The organism is Ilumatobacter nonamiensis YM16-303 (assembly GCF_000350145.1).
Taxonomy (GTDB): Bacteria; Actinomycetota; Acidimicrobiia; order Acidimicrobiales; family Ilumatobacteraceae; genus Ilumatobacter_A; species Ilumatobacter_A nonamiensis.
This window is the reverse complement of the sequence record NZ_BAOL01000075.1, coordinates 1-13882: the sequence shown is the minus strand read 5'-3', so window position 1 is coordinate 13882 and position 13882 is coordinate 1. Positions and strand designations below refer to the sequence as shown.

Genomic DNA, 13882 nt, shown 5'->3' with positions numbered 1-13882 from the left:
TCGATTTCGGCTTGCTGGCCGGCGATGATGGCGTCCGCTAGGGCAAGGATGTCCGGGTTCGACCCCGAGGCCTTCACCGTTTGCGCCATCGACACCGCTCCCTCGTGGTGGACGATCATCGCCGACGCCCAGGCGGTGTCGAACTCGGGTCCGGTCAGCGCCGCGAGGGCCGCCATTTCCTCAGCCGTCATCATGCCTTCCATGCCCTCCATGTCGTCCATGCCTTCCATGTCGTCGCCGTCCATTCCTTCCATGCCTGGCATGTCGAGTGGCTGGCCCCACGATGTGAGCAGATTCGTCATCTGCTCGATTTCGGGGTCCTGAGCACCTTGGATCTGGGTGGCGAGTGCTTGGATCTCGGCACTGGCTCCGGCCTCGGGAGCGAGCGCCATGTCGGCCATGGCGATCGCTTCGCGATGGTGAGGGATCATGCTCTGGGCGAACAGGACGTCGGCGTCGTTGAACTCGCCAGCGGCTTGTTCGCCGACGGCGGATTCAAGCGGCGGGAGTGTGTCGGTCGCGGCGGAGTCGCTTCCGCTCGAGCACGCGGAGAGGACGACGGCGGCGACGCCGAGTGCGAGGAAGATGGGCCGGGGGGAGAAACGCACAATGGTCTCAGTTTTCTGTGAAGTGGGTCGTCGCTGATTGCGAGTACGACGCACTGTAGAACTTGGCTCGTCTGGGAAGCAGTCACGCGTGCATGACACACGTCACGCATTCGTCGCGGGAGGAACGGCCGTTGAGGGCGTTGTCGTCGATGCTGATGTCGTGGTCGGTGTCGTGGCGGCTGGCGCCGTGGTCGTCGGCGCGTCGGGAATCGTGGTCGTTGTGGTCGTCGTCGTCGGCGGCACCCAGTCGGGGTCGGGCCAATCGAAGATCATCGGCTGGGCACCGTAGGTCTCGGGTTCCTCGACGCCGTCGAACACGTAGATGGCATCGCCGATCGTGATCAAGTCCTGGATGTATTCGGCGATGTGCATCGGGTGTCGGACGCAACCCCGTGAGGCGGGGTAGTCGGGCACGCTCCCGGCTCCGTGGATCGCGATCCCGTAGTTGAAGTACACGGGCTTGTAGAGCCGTCCGAGTTTGGCGTTGCGCCACCCTTCGACCTTGCGTTCGAAGTGGTACACCCCGCCGGGCGTGACAGCCTTTCCGCAGATTCCCTTGAGCTCCGTGGTGCCGTCGTCGAGGTCGATCTCGACCTCGTCACACCACGTGATGCCTTCACCCGAGGACACGTGGCTGATGACGCGCGCCTCGCCTCCGAAGAACAGCACCGAGACCTGTTCGGGGAGGTACACCTCCATGTGGTTCCCGCCGGGCGAGCGGCGCGGGGCGACCCGGAAATCGGAGTTCATCTCCTCCCAGATTGCGGGTGTGACGACGCCCTGCATTTCCTCGCGGGGGGTGCCGAGCACCAGTTTCTCGAATGCCCAGACGGCGCGCTTGGTTGCGCCGCCGAAATAGCCGTCGACCGGGCCCGGGTCGAACTGCTTGCTCGCGAGGAGCTCCTGCAGCGCTTCGACCTTGCTCTCCACCATGCCCTCGCGCAGATCATGGTCGAGCGCCTCGAACGGCGCGCTGGTCGGCGGTGGGGCAGTGGTCGTAGTGACGGTCGGTCTCGGAGCGACAGGGTCGGCGATTGTCGAAGAGGTTGTTGTTGTCGTGGTGTCTGGTTGTGCGGTTGTGGACGATTCAGCCTGTGCCCGTGCCCACACGCCGAGGGTGGCGGTGACCGCGACGCCAGCGAACATGAGCTGGCGTCTCGACAGCAGAGGCTCGGCCTCAGGGTCGTGGTTGTGGTGCTGTCGCGCGCCAGGGTTGGTGTCATCCACGTGCGTGATACTACGAGATGTCGTAGAAAGTCCCGACGCGTTGCTGGGAGTTTCGACCGAGTTTCGGTGATTCTCGTGCTCCGCTCTCCTGCGAACCTTCGTGCTGAGGATGCGCGCCAAGAAGATCAGCGATCCTGTCGTCGACGGGAGATTTGGTGGGTCTAGAGACGCGAGTTGATGATGAAGGTGGCGTTCGCTTGTTGATGTGCCCACAGCGCAACGACGAGGAGGGCGATCGGGGCCCATGCCTAGCGGGCTCGTGGGTGGTCGACGAAGATCCATCGATGCGCGCTGAGGCCCACCACGGTGCGCGCGATCCCGACCAGGCCGAACAACATCACGAGGAAGCTCGCCGGGTTGTACCGCCATCCCAAGGTGAAGTCACCCCGTGTGATCGCGGTTGAACCTCTGGTCAGTCCACAGGTCGGGGTCACGAGTCCGACTCGATACGTCGGCATTGGTATGTCGAACGGCGGGCCGCCGATCATCGCGAGCGATGCCGCGGCGAGGAGCCCGAGCAGTGAGGACCAGGTGATCCATCGAGCCTGATCCGTCGATCCGACTCGCCATGCCCACCCTCCGTGCCGCGCGTCAGTCCCTCCTCCGCGACCGACGTTCGTCACCCATGCCGGTCCGTCGGGTCGCTGTGGGTGCATCTACTCGGTGCCGGGGGTCGGGCGGGGGACGAACGATCCCTGCACGTTGACCGTCACGTTCATCTCTTCTTGACGCCAGAGTTCCCCTTCGACATCGTCGAGACCCAGCCACGCGATCAGTATTTCCTGGTCGCCGACCCGGAGCCTGGCACAGCCCTTGCTGGCTGGGGTCGGTGGCACGTTGTTCGCGCCGTGGATGGCTTGGCCGGAGTCGAAGAACATGGGTTTGTAGAGGTTGCCGTTGAGCGGGTTGTCGACGCCGACCGGGTACTCGCTGCTGTTGTGCCAGCCACCGTTGTCCAGAGCGGGGTTGAAACGAAAGACCGGTGCACGGTCTTGCTCCCGGGTCTCGAAACCCTCGGACCCGGTGGAGGTGGGAAACATAATGGTCGTGTCGTCTCCGGAACCGATGAACATCATCTGACACGTGCGGTCGATGAGCACCCAGCGCTCCGACTCGGTCGCCGTCGACTTCGGTGTCGGCAACGTTGCAGCGCCGAACAGGGCGACCTGTTCGTCGGTCCCTGGTGCCATGTCGGCGATCGTGGTGTCGAGATCGAGTGCGAGTCGTGCGGCGCACAGGGCTTGGCCGGTTCGTGGCCCGGAGACTCCGTCGACGATGAGGTCGCCCGTTCCGAGATCGGCGAACAACTCGTTGAGCTTGGTCTGTTGTTGCTCGACGTTCGCAGCAAGGGCCGCCGTCATCGCCGGGCCGTCCAGCGCGGGATTCGGTGCGCCGTCGATGTCGTTGACGCCGTTGCCGACGCAGGTGTCGACGAGGCCGCCGGCGGCGGAGGCATCGACGAAGCCGTTCTCGGCCCAGAGCCCGACCGGGTCGAGATCCGCATCGAGTTCTCCGGCGAGACGTTCCATCGAGGCCGCCTCGTCGGAGCGCACGACGCAGTCGGGGTCGAACACGTCGAGCGGCGGAGTCGTCGTGGTCGTGGTCGTGGTTGTTGTTGTGGTGGTGGTCGTGGACGTCGTGGTCGTGGTGGGCGCCGCGGTGGTGGTCGGTGCTGCGGTGGTGGTGGGAATCGCAGTCGTGGTCGGGGCGGCGGTGGTCGAGGTGGGCGGGGTCGAGGCCGTCGGCGAAGCCGCAGGAATCGGCACGGTCGGGCCATCGTCGGACGGCACCTGTGCCTCGGTGGCCATCGCACATGCCGAGATCGATACGGACGCGAGCGCGAGCAGAGCGACGTTCCGACGGGACGCACGCTTGGTGAACCGGTGCGTGGTGGGGGAGGTGGGGGACGTTGGATTCATCAGCAGACCGCTCGGACGTAGGGGTACGGGTTGACGGCTTGGCCGCCGCCGGGGTGGACCTCGAAGTGGAGGTGGTTGGCGCTGGTGTTGCCGGTGGCGCCGACGTAGCCGATGACCTCGCCCTTCGACACTGACCGACTCGATCCCGCGTATCCGCTGAGGTGTGCGTAGTAGTACTTCGTGCCACTGGATCCGGTGAGCCAGATCGCGTTGCCGCCGAGTCGGTTGGAACTGAAGTTGGCGGACCCGGATTCGACGGCGACGAGTGGGGTCCCGCGCGGCGACATCATGTCGACTCCTTCGTGTCGCCGCCCGCCCGAGCGGGCGGCACCCCATGTGTCGGCGAACGACCGTGGGCCGTTGACCGGGCAGACGATGCCGGACCCGGCGTTGGACGGCGGTGCCGGCGTGGGGGCCGGCGCGGGACTGGGTGCTGCACTCGATTGGGATGGAGTCTGCGGGGCAGCTGAGGCGCCGCCACCTGACGACGCAGGTTGTGTGGAGCCGCCGTTGGATGACGATGCATTCCCGCCGCCCGACGACGGTGCGGGAGTCGCTGCTGCTGCGGCCGCCCGCTCGGCCTCGGCTGCCTGCTGCGCCGCGAGGGCTTCAGCCGCGGCTTTGGCTTCGGCCTCGCGTTGTCGACGTTGGCGTTCGCGTTCGAGTTCGTGTTCGACCTCCTCGTCGATGAGTCGTTGGGCTTCGATCTCGGCGAGGTTCTCGATCTCGGCTTCGGCGGTCTCCTTGAGATCGGCGAAGTTGTCCTTGGCTTGCTCGGAGTCGGCGAGATCGTTCTCGAGATCGCTTCGTACGTCGTCGATTTCGTGCATCACTGCCTCGTATTCGTCGAGATCGACGTTCGCGGTCTCGCGTGACACCGCCGCCATCACCGATGCAGAGAGGGAGTCGTTGACGTCCTCGAGATCGATGAGGAGCGAGAAGTCGATTCCTCCGGCTTTCATGTAGCTCCGGACGGCTTGCTCCTCGAGCCCGACCTGCATCGACGCGGCCTCCGCCTCGAGTTCCGCCAGTCGCTTCTCGGAGGCCTCGATCTCGATGCTGAGCGAGTCGATCTCGGACTCGGCATCGAACATCGCCTGCGACGCCTCGTTCGCTCGATCGCGAGCCGCCTGGATGTCGCGGGCAGCCTGCTTGGCCGCTTCGGTCCCGTGTTCGGCGCGAACGGTGACTCCTCCCGTGGACGGTGAGATCACGATTGCGGCTCCGACGGCCGTCGCGAGCCGTCGAGCGACGGTTCGACGCGCTGGAGTCCTGACCGGGATGTACGACACGACGTCGTACCATAGTGTGCCAGATGACGATTTCATGTCGCGTGAGGGTGACGGCCGACACCTGATTACGACAACGTGTAGGAGTAACGTTCGCACGATGAGCGCACTCCTTGCGAGTATTCCCAGTCCTTCGGTCGGACGTCTGTCGATCGGCCCGCTGGGCGTCTCCGCGTACGGGTTGATGATCGCGATCGGAGTGATCGCCGGGACAGCTCTGGCATCGCGTCGGCTCGAACGAGCGGGGGCGGGAACGTCCGAGGACATGCAGAGCGTTGCGCTGTGGTCGGTCCTCGGCGGCGTGATCGGCGCCCGGCTCTACCACGTCGCAACCGCATGGGAACTCTTCGCCGACGACTATGCACGGATCCCGATGATCTGGAGAGGCGGACTGGGAATCCCGGGCGGTCTTCTCGTTGGGACGCTGGCGGGAATCCTCGCCGTTCGACGGCGCGGGCTGTGGTTGCCCGCGGTGCTCACCGCCGCGGCGCCGGGGATCCCGTTGGCCCAGGCGATCGGGCGGCTGGGGAACTGGTGGAACCAGGAGCTCTTCGGCCGACCGACCACGCTGCCGTGGGGGTTGGAGATCTCGAACGACAAGATCCCACACGGCTTCGAAGCGGGCACTCTGTTCTATCCGACATTCCTCTACGAATCGTTGTGGAACATCGGGCTGTGTCTCGTCCTCCTCGCCATCGACCGCTACCGCCCGATGAGGCCTGGTCGACTCTTCGGTGTCTACGTGGTCGGATACTTCCTCGGACGATTCTGGATCGAAGGGATCCGCATCGACGCCGCTCACACGTTCGGTGGCCTCCGCCTGAACCAATGGGTCGCCGCAGCGGCCGTCGCCGGATCCCTCGTCATCGCTGTGATCGCCGCGATTCGTCGGCGCAGGTCCAAACCATCCGAAACCGGAGATCGCCGATCGCAAGATGTCGATCCGGATCTGGTCGGGTCGACGCCCTCGGCTGATCACACCCCGCCGTGACCTCGATGCGCGTGCCGACCGGTTAGTGCAGCAAGTCGCCTGCGAACATCGCGCTGTGGTGCAGCTGGTAACCGGCCAGCGCCACGGTCACGGCGATCGTGAGCAGACTTTGGATCCGAGCTGTCCCCGTGGGCTGTTCGGCCGGGGCGAGCAGTGCCGAGGCGCGCGCCGCCACACCGTGGCCGGCGATACCGAGCGCAAGTGTTGGTCCAGAGCCCGCCAGTGCGACCTTGGCAATCGTGCGCGCGGCGAGCCGGCGTTCGGCGCCGGTGTTCTCAAGCGCTTCTTCGTCTGCCCAGCGCTCGAGGTGGTAGTCCAGCCGTGCGGCCATCCGCCTCGTGGGCGGAACGAGCGCGCTCGCGAGGAGACCGAGGAGCTTGTATCGGTCATGACGATGCCGAGCGTGAACCTGCTCGTGCGCCATCACGATGTCCAGTTCGTCGGCGTCGAGCGCTGCGCGGAGACCCGTCGACACGGCAATGGTCGCGGCCGGTCCTGGAAGCGTGTACGCATAGACCTCGTCGGTGTCCACGATCTCCAGCGGGGAAGTGTCGGCGCACCTGACCCGTCGGTGAAGCCGGAGCACCCGAACCGCACGCACCGTGCCGATGACGGCCACGGCGAGCGATGCCAGACCAACCACCGCGCCGACCGGCCGGTAGGTCGGCAAGAGGTGGCGACACCACTCGACGACCGGATTCTGGAGTCCGAGATGGGCGAGCCCGCTCAGTCCGATCAACCACAGCGTCGGCACCGTTGCGACCGACACCGCGGTGAGCAAGATCGTGCTCGATCGAGCGGCGGTCGACGGGCGGAGCCGTTCGAGGATTCTGCTGCCCACCGCTGCGATGGCGAACGTGACGACGAGCGGAAGCGCGACGAAATTGATCATTCCGAGTCCCTCAGGAACTCGGCGAGCTGGGCGGCTTCGGCAGCGTCGAGCGACTTCGCGAAGCCCGCGAGGGCAGACTGTCGATCTGATACTGCGTCGAGCACCGAACTGATGCGTTGCACCGTGAGGTCGGCTTCGCTGCTCGCTGCGGAATAGACGTAGGCGCGTCCGGCGCGTGATCGGCTGGCGAGGCCCTTGTCGCAGAGACGAGTGAGGATGGTGGCGATGCTCGTGTATGCGAGATCGGTCTGCATCTCCTCGATGACGTCGCCCGGCGAGGCTGGGCGATCGAGGCGCCACAGCGCTTGCAGCACGTCGTTCTCGAGTTCACCGTCGGCTCGTCGGGTCATGATGTCGTTGACGTTTCTCGTGATGGCGTCCGGTCGGACGCGGTCGATGTGTCTGCTGATTCGTCGGTCGTTCTCAACGGACGGAGCTGCCCGTTCCCCGACGAGCGGCCAAGCTTACCGCTGCGGTCTTGTCCCAGCCGGAGCGCCAGGTATGTGACCACCGTGATGGCAAGTACTGCGAGCGCGATCCGGGTGGATCCCGCTGCCTGGGTGAGCTGGACGAAGCGGGTCTGCAAGTTGGTGCCGACCTCGACGACCGAGTCTCCCGACAGGTTTCCTCCATACACGGCGAGTTCGTACCGCCCGTACCAGACCGCATAGCCGCCCGACAGCACGAGCAGCACTCCCGCGAGGCGCGGCGCGTATCTTGCTGCACCGCCCAGGGTGCCGACGAGCGACTCGTGAGCGAGGGCGGCCGACACGCTCAGAGCCAGGATGATGGTGCCCATTCCTGCGGCATACACGACGTACGTGACGATGCCGCCGAGGAACGAGCGCTGCATCGCGAAGGCCGAAACGGACAGGAACGGTCCGAGCGTGCACGACAGTGACACCAGGGCGTACACGAAGCCGAACGTCGCCATTCCGACCGCATCGCGACGTCCAAGCGACGCCCGATTCTGGAACGGCAGCCTCGGCTTCCACCCCACGATCGATGCGACGCCCATCGCCAGCATGATCACCCCGATCGCGATCGTCACCCACGGCATCTGTCGACGGAGCGCCACCGAGACCGAGCTGAAGACGATCCCCACCGCGATGAACATCACCGCGAAGCCCGCCGAGACCGCCACCGAAACACCGACGGCGCGAAGGATTCGACGGTCGGCGCGGACCGTGGTGTCATCGCCGGCCACGAATGCTCCGACGTAGGCAGGGAGCAACGCGAATCCGCACGGATTGATGCTCGCGATCATGCCTGCAGTGAACGCCAACGCGAGGGGGGCGTCGATCACCTCATCACCTCCAAGATGTTGCGGTTCTGACGTGTGAAGCTCTACAACGTGTCGTAGTTTAGAGGGTGAAGCATCGACCGACCACGCAAGTGACTCATTGCGTCGTCCCCGCACACTCAACGAGCCCGACGGAGCGAGCCATGACCCTTCTCAGCCGACACGACGACAACCCATCGGTGTTGTGGCGCGACGGGTCCTGGACGACTGGACGAGGATGATCCCGATGAGCTTCGTTGGTCAGGGCCTGTTGCAACATGGCGACGAGATGGGTGCCGGGCATATGGGCGGTAGCTCGGTCTGGATGGTGATCTCCATGATCGCGTTCTCCATCTTCCTGCTCTGGATTGCGTGGAGCCTGATCCGCCCAAGTCGGGGCTCTGACCCGACTGCGGCCGACACTGTGGCCCGCCGCTACGGCCACGGTGAGATCGATGACGACGAATTCCAGCGGGCGCTCATCGACATCAGATCCCGTCGCACCTGACCGAGCCGATGTTGGCTGACGGTGGGCAGCCCGACGCGATCGCGGCTGCTCAGCACGACGCGGGCTACGACGTCGCCCCGTGAGAGGTCGCGCGGCTGCCGGGCGGCGCGGGACCGTTGCGCAGATGGTGCCCTGCTCTACAACGTGTCGTAAGTTGTCGAAGGTATGAATCAGCCAGAGTCCGTCGAACCGCCGATCTGGAGACGCCACGGGACCATCGCGGCAGCGGCGACGGTGTTGGTCGCCGTGTTCGCGGCGTCCTGTGGGGGAGGGTCCGGAGGTGATACCGCCACTGATCCGGCGAGTTCGGGTGCAGGTGCGGAGCTGTATCAGGCGAACTGCGCCTCGTGCCACGGAGCTGACCTGGGCGGGACCGACAAGGGTCCGTCACACCTCTCGATCGTCTACGAGCCCAACCATCATGGTGACGACGCGTTCCGCTCCGCGATTGCGAACGGCGCCCAGCAGCACCACTGGACATTCGGCGACATGGCGCCCATCCCCGGTCTGAGTGACGACGAGGTCGACGAGATCATCGCCTTCATCCGCGCCGAGCAGGAGCGACAAGGATTCGATCAGTAGTGCCGACGGTCAGGAACCGGATTCGGCGCTGGCCCTCGGATCGATCAGTTCTCGACAGCGGTGGCGTCGTCAACGAGGTCGTGGCCGGTCGACGACCAGGCGTTCATCCCGCCCTCGAGATCGATCACGTTCGTGTATCCGGCATCGGTGAGATCGGCTGCGGCCTCCGCGGACATGCTCCCGGAGCGGCAGTAGATGGCCACGGGTGCCGACTTGTCCGTTGGGAGGTCGGCCGACTCGGTGATGGTGTCGAAGGGGATGAATTCCTCGGTCCCGTCGATGTGTCGCTCATAGGGGATGTGAACATTGATGAGGGGGACGTCGGGGTTGTCCGCCAGGAACGCATCGAACTCGTCGGGCGGAAGGAGTCTCGACGACGCGCTCGACGTGGCCGGGGAGCTTCCCGGCGACGACGACGTTGCTTCGTCCGATCCTGCGCAGCCGACTGCGAACGCCCCGACTGCGACGGTGGTGACCAGGCGGCGGACACTGGGAACGGAGACGAACGACATGACGTCGTAGTTTACGCCGGGCATGCCTCTCGTCGTCCGCGGGTCGACGAACATCGACGCGAGTGTGCATACGCCGTTTCTCCGATGATCGACCCGACGGGTCCTCACTCCGACACGGTGTAGCATGTGCTCCATGCGTCTTCATCTCGAAACCGCAGTCGAGCGCGTCCGGCGTCACGCAGCCGCTTTGCTCGTCATCGCAATCGCCACGATGGCCGGTCTTTCCGTGAGCGGGGGAACAGTCAGCGCTCACACCGACTTCTCCGGCTCGACTCCCTCGGACGGGGACGTCATTGACGAACCGGTTGAGTTGATCTCGCTGGTCTTCACCGGCGAGTCCGAGGAAGCCGGCGACGGATTCGTCGTGCTCGATGCCACCGGGCAGGTCCGTGAGCCGACGTCGGTTTCGGTCGGGCCTGGCGGCAAGGTGTTCACGCTCTCGTTCGATCCCGCACTCGCAGGTGGCGAGATCGGGGTGCGATGGAGTGTGCGCGCGCCCGACAAGCACCCGATCGAGGGTGCGTTCGCGTTCACCGTCACTGCACCTGCAACCGACGCCGCTGCGGCGTCGACGTCAGCGAATTCCTCGACGCCCGTTTCGCAGTCCCCAGCGGACGCGCCAGCTGCGACGGTGGCAGCCGACGATGACATGTCGAACATGTCCGCGGCCGAGATGGCGTCGATGGATGAGTTCCTGACTGTCGACACGAGTCGACCGGGTGAGTCGCAAGCGACTCTCGGACGACTCCTGAGCTTCGCAGGAATCGCTCTCGCGATCGGCGGAATCGCATTCGCCGCCACGACGCTGCGCGGCGAACGTTTCGAGGTCGTCCGACTGATCCAGGCAGTGCGGATCGTCGGTTGCGTCGTCGCTGTCGGCGCGGCCATCCAGTACGCCGGCGTCGCGCGGATCGCGGGCGAATCGTTGTCGAGCTACTGGTCTTCATCACAGGGTTTCGCGTCCGTTCTGCGCGGACTCGGAGGTGTCGCGATCGCCGTCGGTTTAGCCGCGACACTGGCTCCGGTTCAATCGGAACGCCGCGCTCGTTCGCTCTCGTCGGCGGTCAACACGTCGAACGACACCGATGTCGCCGACCAGTTCTGGGGCGCGCTGGGGGCGGAACCGGAGCGACGTAGCGGTCGACGTCACATCGATGACACCCGCCGAGAACGGACGACTTCAGCCCCGGCCCGTCGGGACGAAGCTGTGGCGTTACGTGATCCGGGCCTCACCATGGCACGCCAGCAGACGTTGACCGTCGAGGTGGAACCCGCCCGTGCACAGGGACAACTCCCACGGGACCCCGATCTCAGTATCGAGGCCTCCGGCGACGACCCCGATCGCGTCGACGCAGTCAGGCAGCGATGGGTGCCGACCCGGGCGTCCGCTGTTGCGTTCGCTGGATGTGGGTTTGCGGTCGTCTCGTTCTGGTTCGACGGACACACTGTTTCCAAGGGTTGGCGGCCGCTTCATGCGATCGCCAACAGTGTCCACGTCGTAGCGGGTTCGGTTTGGATGGGTGGCCTCGTTGCGATGGCCGTCGTCATCTGGCAACGACATCGCCGCGGAGCGCCTCCGCGAGCGCTCGAGCTCGTCGTGCGATTCTCCGAGGTTGCATCGATCGCGCTCGGCGCAGTGGTGGTCGCCGGGCTCGTGATGGCCGTGTCGGTGTTGGATTCGTTCGGTGAACTCACGGGAACTGAATGGGGCCAACTCCTGCTCTTGAAGAGCGCTGCGGCGGTGTTGGCGATGTGCGGGGGCGCGTACAACCACTTCCGATTGATCCCGGCCCTGGACAACGATCCCCACGACCCCTCGCTTCACGAGCGGATGCGTTCGGTCGTCACCGCCGAGGCGATTCTGCTGGGCTTCGCCGTGGCGGTCACGGCCTGGCTGGTGGCGGCAGCGTCCTGACCCTTCCGAACCTCGCCACACCTGCGCGCCGCCGATTTCGATCGCACCTGACCGCCGTCTGCGTGTCGGCGTCGGGGTTGCGTTTCGAGATCGGTGCGGTGCGGTCACCGGCGGACTCGGATCGGGCGCGGCCTGCTCAGGGCTGGTTGATGTCGGTCTCGTTGCCGCTGGGCTCGTCGTCCTCGAACCCGACGTTGCGACCCTCGTCGGTCTCGGTGCCGACGCCGTCGTCGACATCAACGTCGAAGGCCGGTTCATCGTCTCGGTTGACGTCGGGCTCGCTCTCGTCGCTCGCGCAACCACCGAGGTGGATCGACGCCACAACCAGCAGAGCTGCGCCGGCGACGGAGATCCTGGAGCGTGTCGTCGTCATGGTTCACGGCCTTCCCGAGCGGGTCCAGTACGAAACACGGCGGGGTCGCCGGTCGGGATCCGGGAGCGGTCAGGGGCAGGTGCGGATTGCTTCGCCGACGAACTCAGGGACGGGGCGGGCGTCCGCCTCCGCCGCGGTGGCGGCGGTGCCGTTGTCGGAGATGTCGGAGATCAGCCAGTCCATCTCGGCGATCTCTCGCTGCTGGGCCTCGATGATGCTCTTCGCGAGTTCACAGACACGGACATCGTCGATCTCGGCGCGTTCGCTGGTCAAGATCGCGATGGAGTGGTGCGGGATCATCGCGCGCATCCACGAGCCGTCCTGCACCGTGACCTGACTCCGGACCAGGGCGAGTGATCCGGCGAACGTCGCGATCGCGACGACGAAGATCGCGATGTTCCATTTCGGTTTGCGGTACATGCTCAGCATGAAGCCGAGCATGATGATCGCCATGGTGCCGCCCATCAGCAATGCCATGTACAGGCGGGTCTCGCTGAATCGAACGTGGTCCCACGTGTAGGTGTTGAGATACATCAGCGCAAACATCACGATGGTCGACGTTGCGATCATTGCGCCGAAGCGGCCGTAGCTCATCTGAACGCCGTTCCCGCGCGTTCCGTGTTCGTCCGCGGCGGGCTCTGGTTCGTCACCGCCGGGGTCCTGCTCGTCGGCCACGGGGGCGGCGTCGGCGGCGGCCGACTCCTGGTCTGGCGTCGACGGAGGGACGTCGGGTTGGCGTTTCGTCACGGATTCGGAATCGAAACTGGGCGAGTCGGATGGGGTCGGGTCGTAGGTCATGGTGCATCTCCTTTGCTGCGGGTGGAACGGGAACGAGCTGTGGATCTACAGAAGGTGTTTCGCGCCCATCCAGATCGCCATGGCGACCATGGCGACGTTCTCGGTGAAGGACACGAAACCGAGCGGGACGTTGCTGCTCCCACCGACGCAGGCACATTTGAGTTCGCGCTTGTCGATGTAGACCGCCTTGACGACGGAAGCAGCGCCGACGGAGCCGATGAACAGTGCGACGGGAACGGACACGAAGTTGAGCACCGCGGCGATCATCAGGAGTCCGGCACCGGTCTCGGCCCACGGGTAGACGTAGCTGTACGGCACCCACCGTCTCGCGAGGAGGTCGTAGTTGAGGAACATCGTGGAGAAGCTCTCGACGTCGCGGATCTTGAGGTAGCCGAGCCCGCACATCGAGAACGCGATGAACCACTCGAACGTCCGCACGCTCACCCATTGATCCTCTGCGATGTATGCAGCGCCTGCTGCCATGAGGATCGTGACGGCGAAGAGCGTCAGGACGGGCCAGTAGCTGGTTCCGCCGCCGTCCTTGCGTTTCTTGCCGACGAACTCGCGGACGTCGTCGAGCGTGCCGATCAGTTCACCGTCGACGAAGGTCTGCGGTGTCGTCTCGACGTTCCACTTCTCGCGGAATGCAGTTGTCTCCTCGTCGGTCTCGAGGTGGACGTCCTCGACCTCGAATCCCTGTCGTTCGAGGAGGTCGAGCGTCTTGATGCCGTAGGGACAGACGTGATCAGGCATCACCATCCGATAAATGGTTGCGGTCTTCGTCCCGGTCGTGGACGGGGTGTTCTCGGAGCGAGTTGACATGTACGTCTCCTTCCAATCGACGGCGATGAAGAGACGTTGCCCACTGGACGCGATGGGGAAACCTACAGCGTGTCGTAGTTCAGGGGTTGAGACGCGCCGCAGCGCCGCGCCGGTCGAAACGGATCAGCCGGGGCGGCCGACGCCGGAGACCTTGCCCCAGTTGA

The 13882-nt window shown here is 65.3% G+C and carries 16 protein-coding genes; 4 read left to right on the top strand and 12 right to left on the bottom strand.

Features of this window, described 5'->3' with window-relative positions; translation table 11 throughout:
- From ON45_RS08870 to ON45_RS21315, 5 genes are all read right to left on the bottom strand, one after another.
- Positions 1 to 608: DUF305 domain-containing protein (locus ON45_RS08870; RefSeq protein ID WP_051062776.1), on the bottom strand; the 608-nt coding region annotated here is incomplete at its 3' end.
- 102 nt (positions 609 to 710) lie between these two features.
- Entirely contained in the window at positions 711 to 1541 is an 831-nt protein-coding gene (locus ON45_RS23040; RefSeq protein WP_051062775.1) for a L,D-transpeptidase family protein, read from the bottom strand.
- A 542-nt stretch (positions 1542 to 2083) separates the two neighbouring features.
- Positions 2084 to 2293 carry a DUF2752 domain-containing protein gene (locus tag ON45_RS24055; RefSeq protein WP_373281586.1) on the bottom strand — a complete coding sequence of 70 codons (210 nt, stop codon included), beginning with the start codon at positions 2291 to 2293 and terminating at the stop codon, positions 2084 to 2086.
- A 198-nt stretch (positions 2294 to 2491) separates the two neighbouring features.
- The gene (locus ON45_RS22620) at positions 2492 to 3754 is read right to left on the bottom strand and encodes a L,D-transpeptidase (RefSeq protein ID WP_148288596.1); all 1263 of its coding nucleotides are present in this window, start codon (positions 3752 to 3754) and stop codon (positions 2492 to 2494) included.
- Positions 3754 to 5082: a M23 family metallopeptidase gene (locus tag ON45_RS21315; RefSeq protein WP_083914642.1), complete on the bottom strand. Its 1329-nt coding sequence runs from the start codon at positions 5080 to 5082 to the stop codon at positions 3754 to 3756. Before ON45_RS21315 ends, ON45_RS22620 begins: the two co-directional genes overlap by 1 nt.
- A 61-nt stretch (positions 5083 to 5143) precedes the next feature.
- On the opposite strand from ON45_RS21315, the gene lgt reads away from it, so the two are divergent.
- A complete protein-coding gene (gene lgt / locus ON45_RS08845) occupies positions 5144 to 6034 on the top strand; it encodes a prolipoprotein diacylglyceryl transferase (protein ID WP_051062771.1) in 891 nt (296 codons plus the stop codon).
- Between the two features lie 22 nt (positions 6035 to 6056).
- On the opposite strand, the gene ON45_RS21310 is transcribed toward lgt, so the two are convergent.
- The 3 genes from ON45_RS21310 to ON45_RS08830 are packed head-to-tail and all read right to left on the bottom strand — an operon-like array spanning position 6057 to position 8232.
- A complete protein-coding gene (locus tag ON45_RS21310; protein ID WP_051062770.1) occupies positions 6057 to 6926 on the bottom strand; it encodes a M56 family metallopeptidase in 870 nt (289 codons plus the stop codon).
- Positions 6923 to 7276 carry a BlaI/MecI/CopY family transcriptional regulator gene (locus ON45_RS08835; RefSeq protein WP_040493288.1) on the bottom strand — a complete coding sequence of 118 codons (354 nt, stop codon included), beginning with the start codon at positions 7274 to 7276 and terminating at the stop codon, positions 6923 to 6925. Before ON45_RS08835 ends, ON45_RS21310 begins: the two co-directional genes overlap by 4 nt.
- Complete coding sequence (locus tag ON45_RS08830; protein WP_148288595.1) at positions 7273 to 8232, bottom strand: cytochrome c biogenesis CcdA family protein; 960 nt, start codon at positions 8230 to 8232, stop codon at positions 7273 to 7275. Before ON45_RS08830 ends, ON45_RS08835 begins: the two co-directional genes overlap by 4 nt.
- Positions 8233 to 8455: 223 nt before the next feature.
- Here ON45_RS08830 and ON45_RS08825 point away from each other — a divergent pair, with 223 nt between their 5' ends.
- Both ON45_RS08825 and ON45_RS08820 read left to right on the top strand, forming a co-directional pair.
- Entirely contained in the window at positions 8456 to 8716 is a 261-nt protein-coding gene (locus ON45_RS08825; protein WP_148288594.1) for an SHOCT domain-containing protein, read from the top strand.
- A gap of 165 nt (positions 8717 to 8881) precedes the next feature.
- Positions 8882 to 9298 (top strand): c-type cytochrome, encoded by a 417-nt coding sequence (locus ON45_RS08820; RefSeq protein ID WP_051062768.1) that lies wholly within the window; start codon positions 8882 to 8884, stop codon positions 9296 to 9298.
- A 44-nt stretch (positions 9299 to 9342) separates the two neighbouring features.
- Here the strand turns inward: ON45_RS08820 and ON45_RS08815 are convergent, their stop codons facing one another.
- Complete coding sequence (locus ON45_RS08815; protein WP_083914646.1) at positions 9343 to 9810, bottom strand: rhodanese-like domain-containing protein; 468 nt, start codon at positions 9808 to 9810, stop codon at positions 9343 to 9345.
- Positions 9811 to 9943: 133 nt separating this feature from the next.
- On the opposite strand from ON45_RS08815, the gene ON45_RS08810 reads away from it, so the two are divergent.
- On the top strand, positions 9944 to 11725 hold the full coding sequence (locus tag ON45_RS08810; protein WP_158412303.1) for a copper resistance CopC/CopD family protein: 1782 nt from the start codon (positions 9944 to 9946) through the stop codon (positions 11723 to 11725).
- Between the two features lie 136 nt (positions 11726 to 11861).
- Here the strand turns inward: ON45_RS08810 and ON45_RS08805 are convergent, their stop codons facing one another.
- From ON45_RS08805 to ON45_RS08795, 3 genes are all read right to left on the bottom strand, one after another.
- Complete coding sequence (locus ON45_RS08805; RefSeq protein WP_040493285.1) at positions 11862 to 12098, bottom strand: hypothetical protein; 237 nt, start codon at positions 12096 to 12098, stop codon at positions 11862 to 11864.
- Positions 12099 to 12167: 69 nt separating this feature from the next.
- The gene (locus ON45_RS08800) at positions 12168 to 12692 is read right to left on the bottom strand and encodes a DUF305 domain-containing protein (protein WP_040493290.1); all 525 of its coding nucleotides are present in this window, start codon (positions 12690 to 12692) and stop codon (positions 12168 to 12170) included.
- A 249-nt stretch (positions 12693 to 12941) separates the two neighbouring features.
- Complete coding sequence (locus ON45_RS08795) at positions 12942 to 13718, bottom strand: MauE/DoxX family redox-associated membrane protein (RefSeq protein ID WP_051062766.1); 777 nt, start codon at positions 13716 to 13718, stop codon at positions 12942 to 12944.
- Positions 13719 to 13882: the final 164 nt, after the last annotated feature.

Excerpts from the sequence above, each read along its gene's own strand:
- ON45_RS23040 (WP_051062775.1), bottom strand. The coding sequence starts at position 1,541 with ATGGTGGAGAGCAAGGTCGAAGCGCTGCAGGAGCTCCTCGCGAGCAAG.
- ON45_RS24055 (WP_373281586.1), bottom strand. The coding sequence starts at position 2,293 with ATGCCGACGTATCGAGTCGGACTCGTGACCCCGACCTGTGGACTGACC.
- ON45_RS22620 (WP_148288596.1), bottom strand. The coding sequence starts at position 3,754 with ATGAATCCAACGTCCCCCACCTCCCCCACCACGCACCGGTTCACCAAG.
- ON45_RS21315 (WP_083914642.1), bottom strand. The coding sequence starts at position 5,082 with ATGAAATCGTCATCTGGCACACTATGGTACGACGTCGTGTCGTACATC.
- lgt (WP_051062771.1), top strand. The coding sequence starts at position 5,144 with ATGAGCGCACTCCTTGCGAGTATTCCCAGTCCTTCGGTCGGACGTCTG.
- ON45_RS21310 (WP_051062770.1), bottom strand. The coding sequence starts at position 6,926 with ATGATCAATTTCGTCGCGCTTCCGCTCGTCGTCACGTTCGCCATCGCA.
- ON45_RS08835 (WP_040493288.1), bottom strand. The coding sequence starts at position 7,276 with ATGACCCGACGAGCCGACGGTGAACTCGAGAACGACGTGCTGCAAGCG.
- ON45_RS08825 (WP_148288594.1), top strand. The coding sequence starts at position 8,456 with ATGAGCTTCGTTGGTCAGGGCCTGTTGCAACATGGCGACGAGATGGGT.
- ON45_RS08820 (WP_051062768.1), top strand. The coding sequence starts at position 8,882 with ATGAATCAGCCAGAGTCCGTCGAACCGCCGATCTGGAGACGCCACGGG.
- ON45_RS08815 (WP_083914646.1), bottom strand. The coding sequence starts at position 9,810 with ATGTCGTTCGTCTCCGTTCCCAGTGTCCGCCGCCTGGTCACCACCGTC.
- ON45_RS08810 (WP_158412303.1), top strand. The coding sequence starts at position 9,944 with ATGCGTCTTCATCTCGAAACCGCAGTCGAGCGCGTCCGGCGTCACGCA.
- ON45_RS08805 (WP_040493285.1), bottom strand. The coding sequence starts at position 12,098 with ATGACGACGACACGCTCCAGGATCTCCGTCGCCGGCGCAGCTCTGCTG.
- ON45_RS08800 (WP_040493290.1), bottom strand. The coding sequence starts at position 12,692 with ATGAGCTACGGCCGCTTCGGCGCAATGATCGCAACGTCGACCATCGTG.
- ON45_RS08795 (WP_051062766.1), bottom strand. The coding sequence starts at position 13,718 with ATGTCAACTCGCTCCGAGAACACCCCGTCCACGACCGGGACGAAGACC.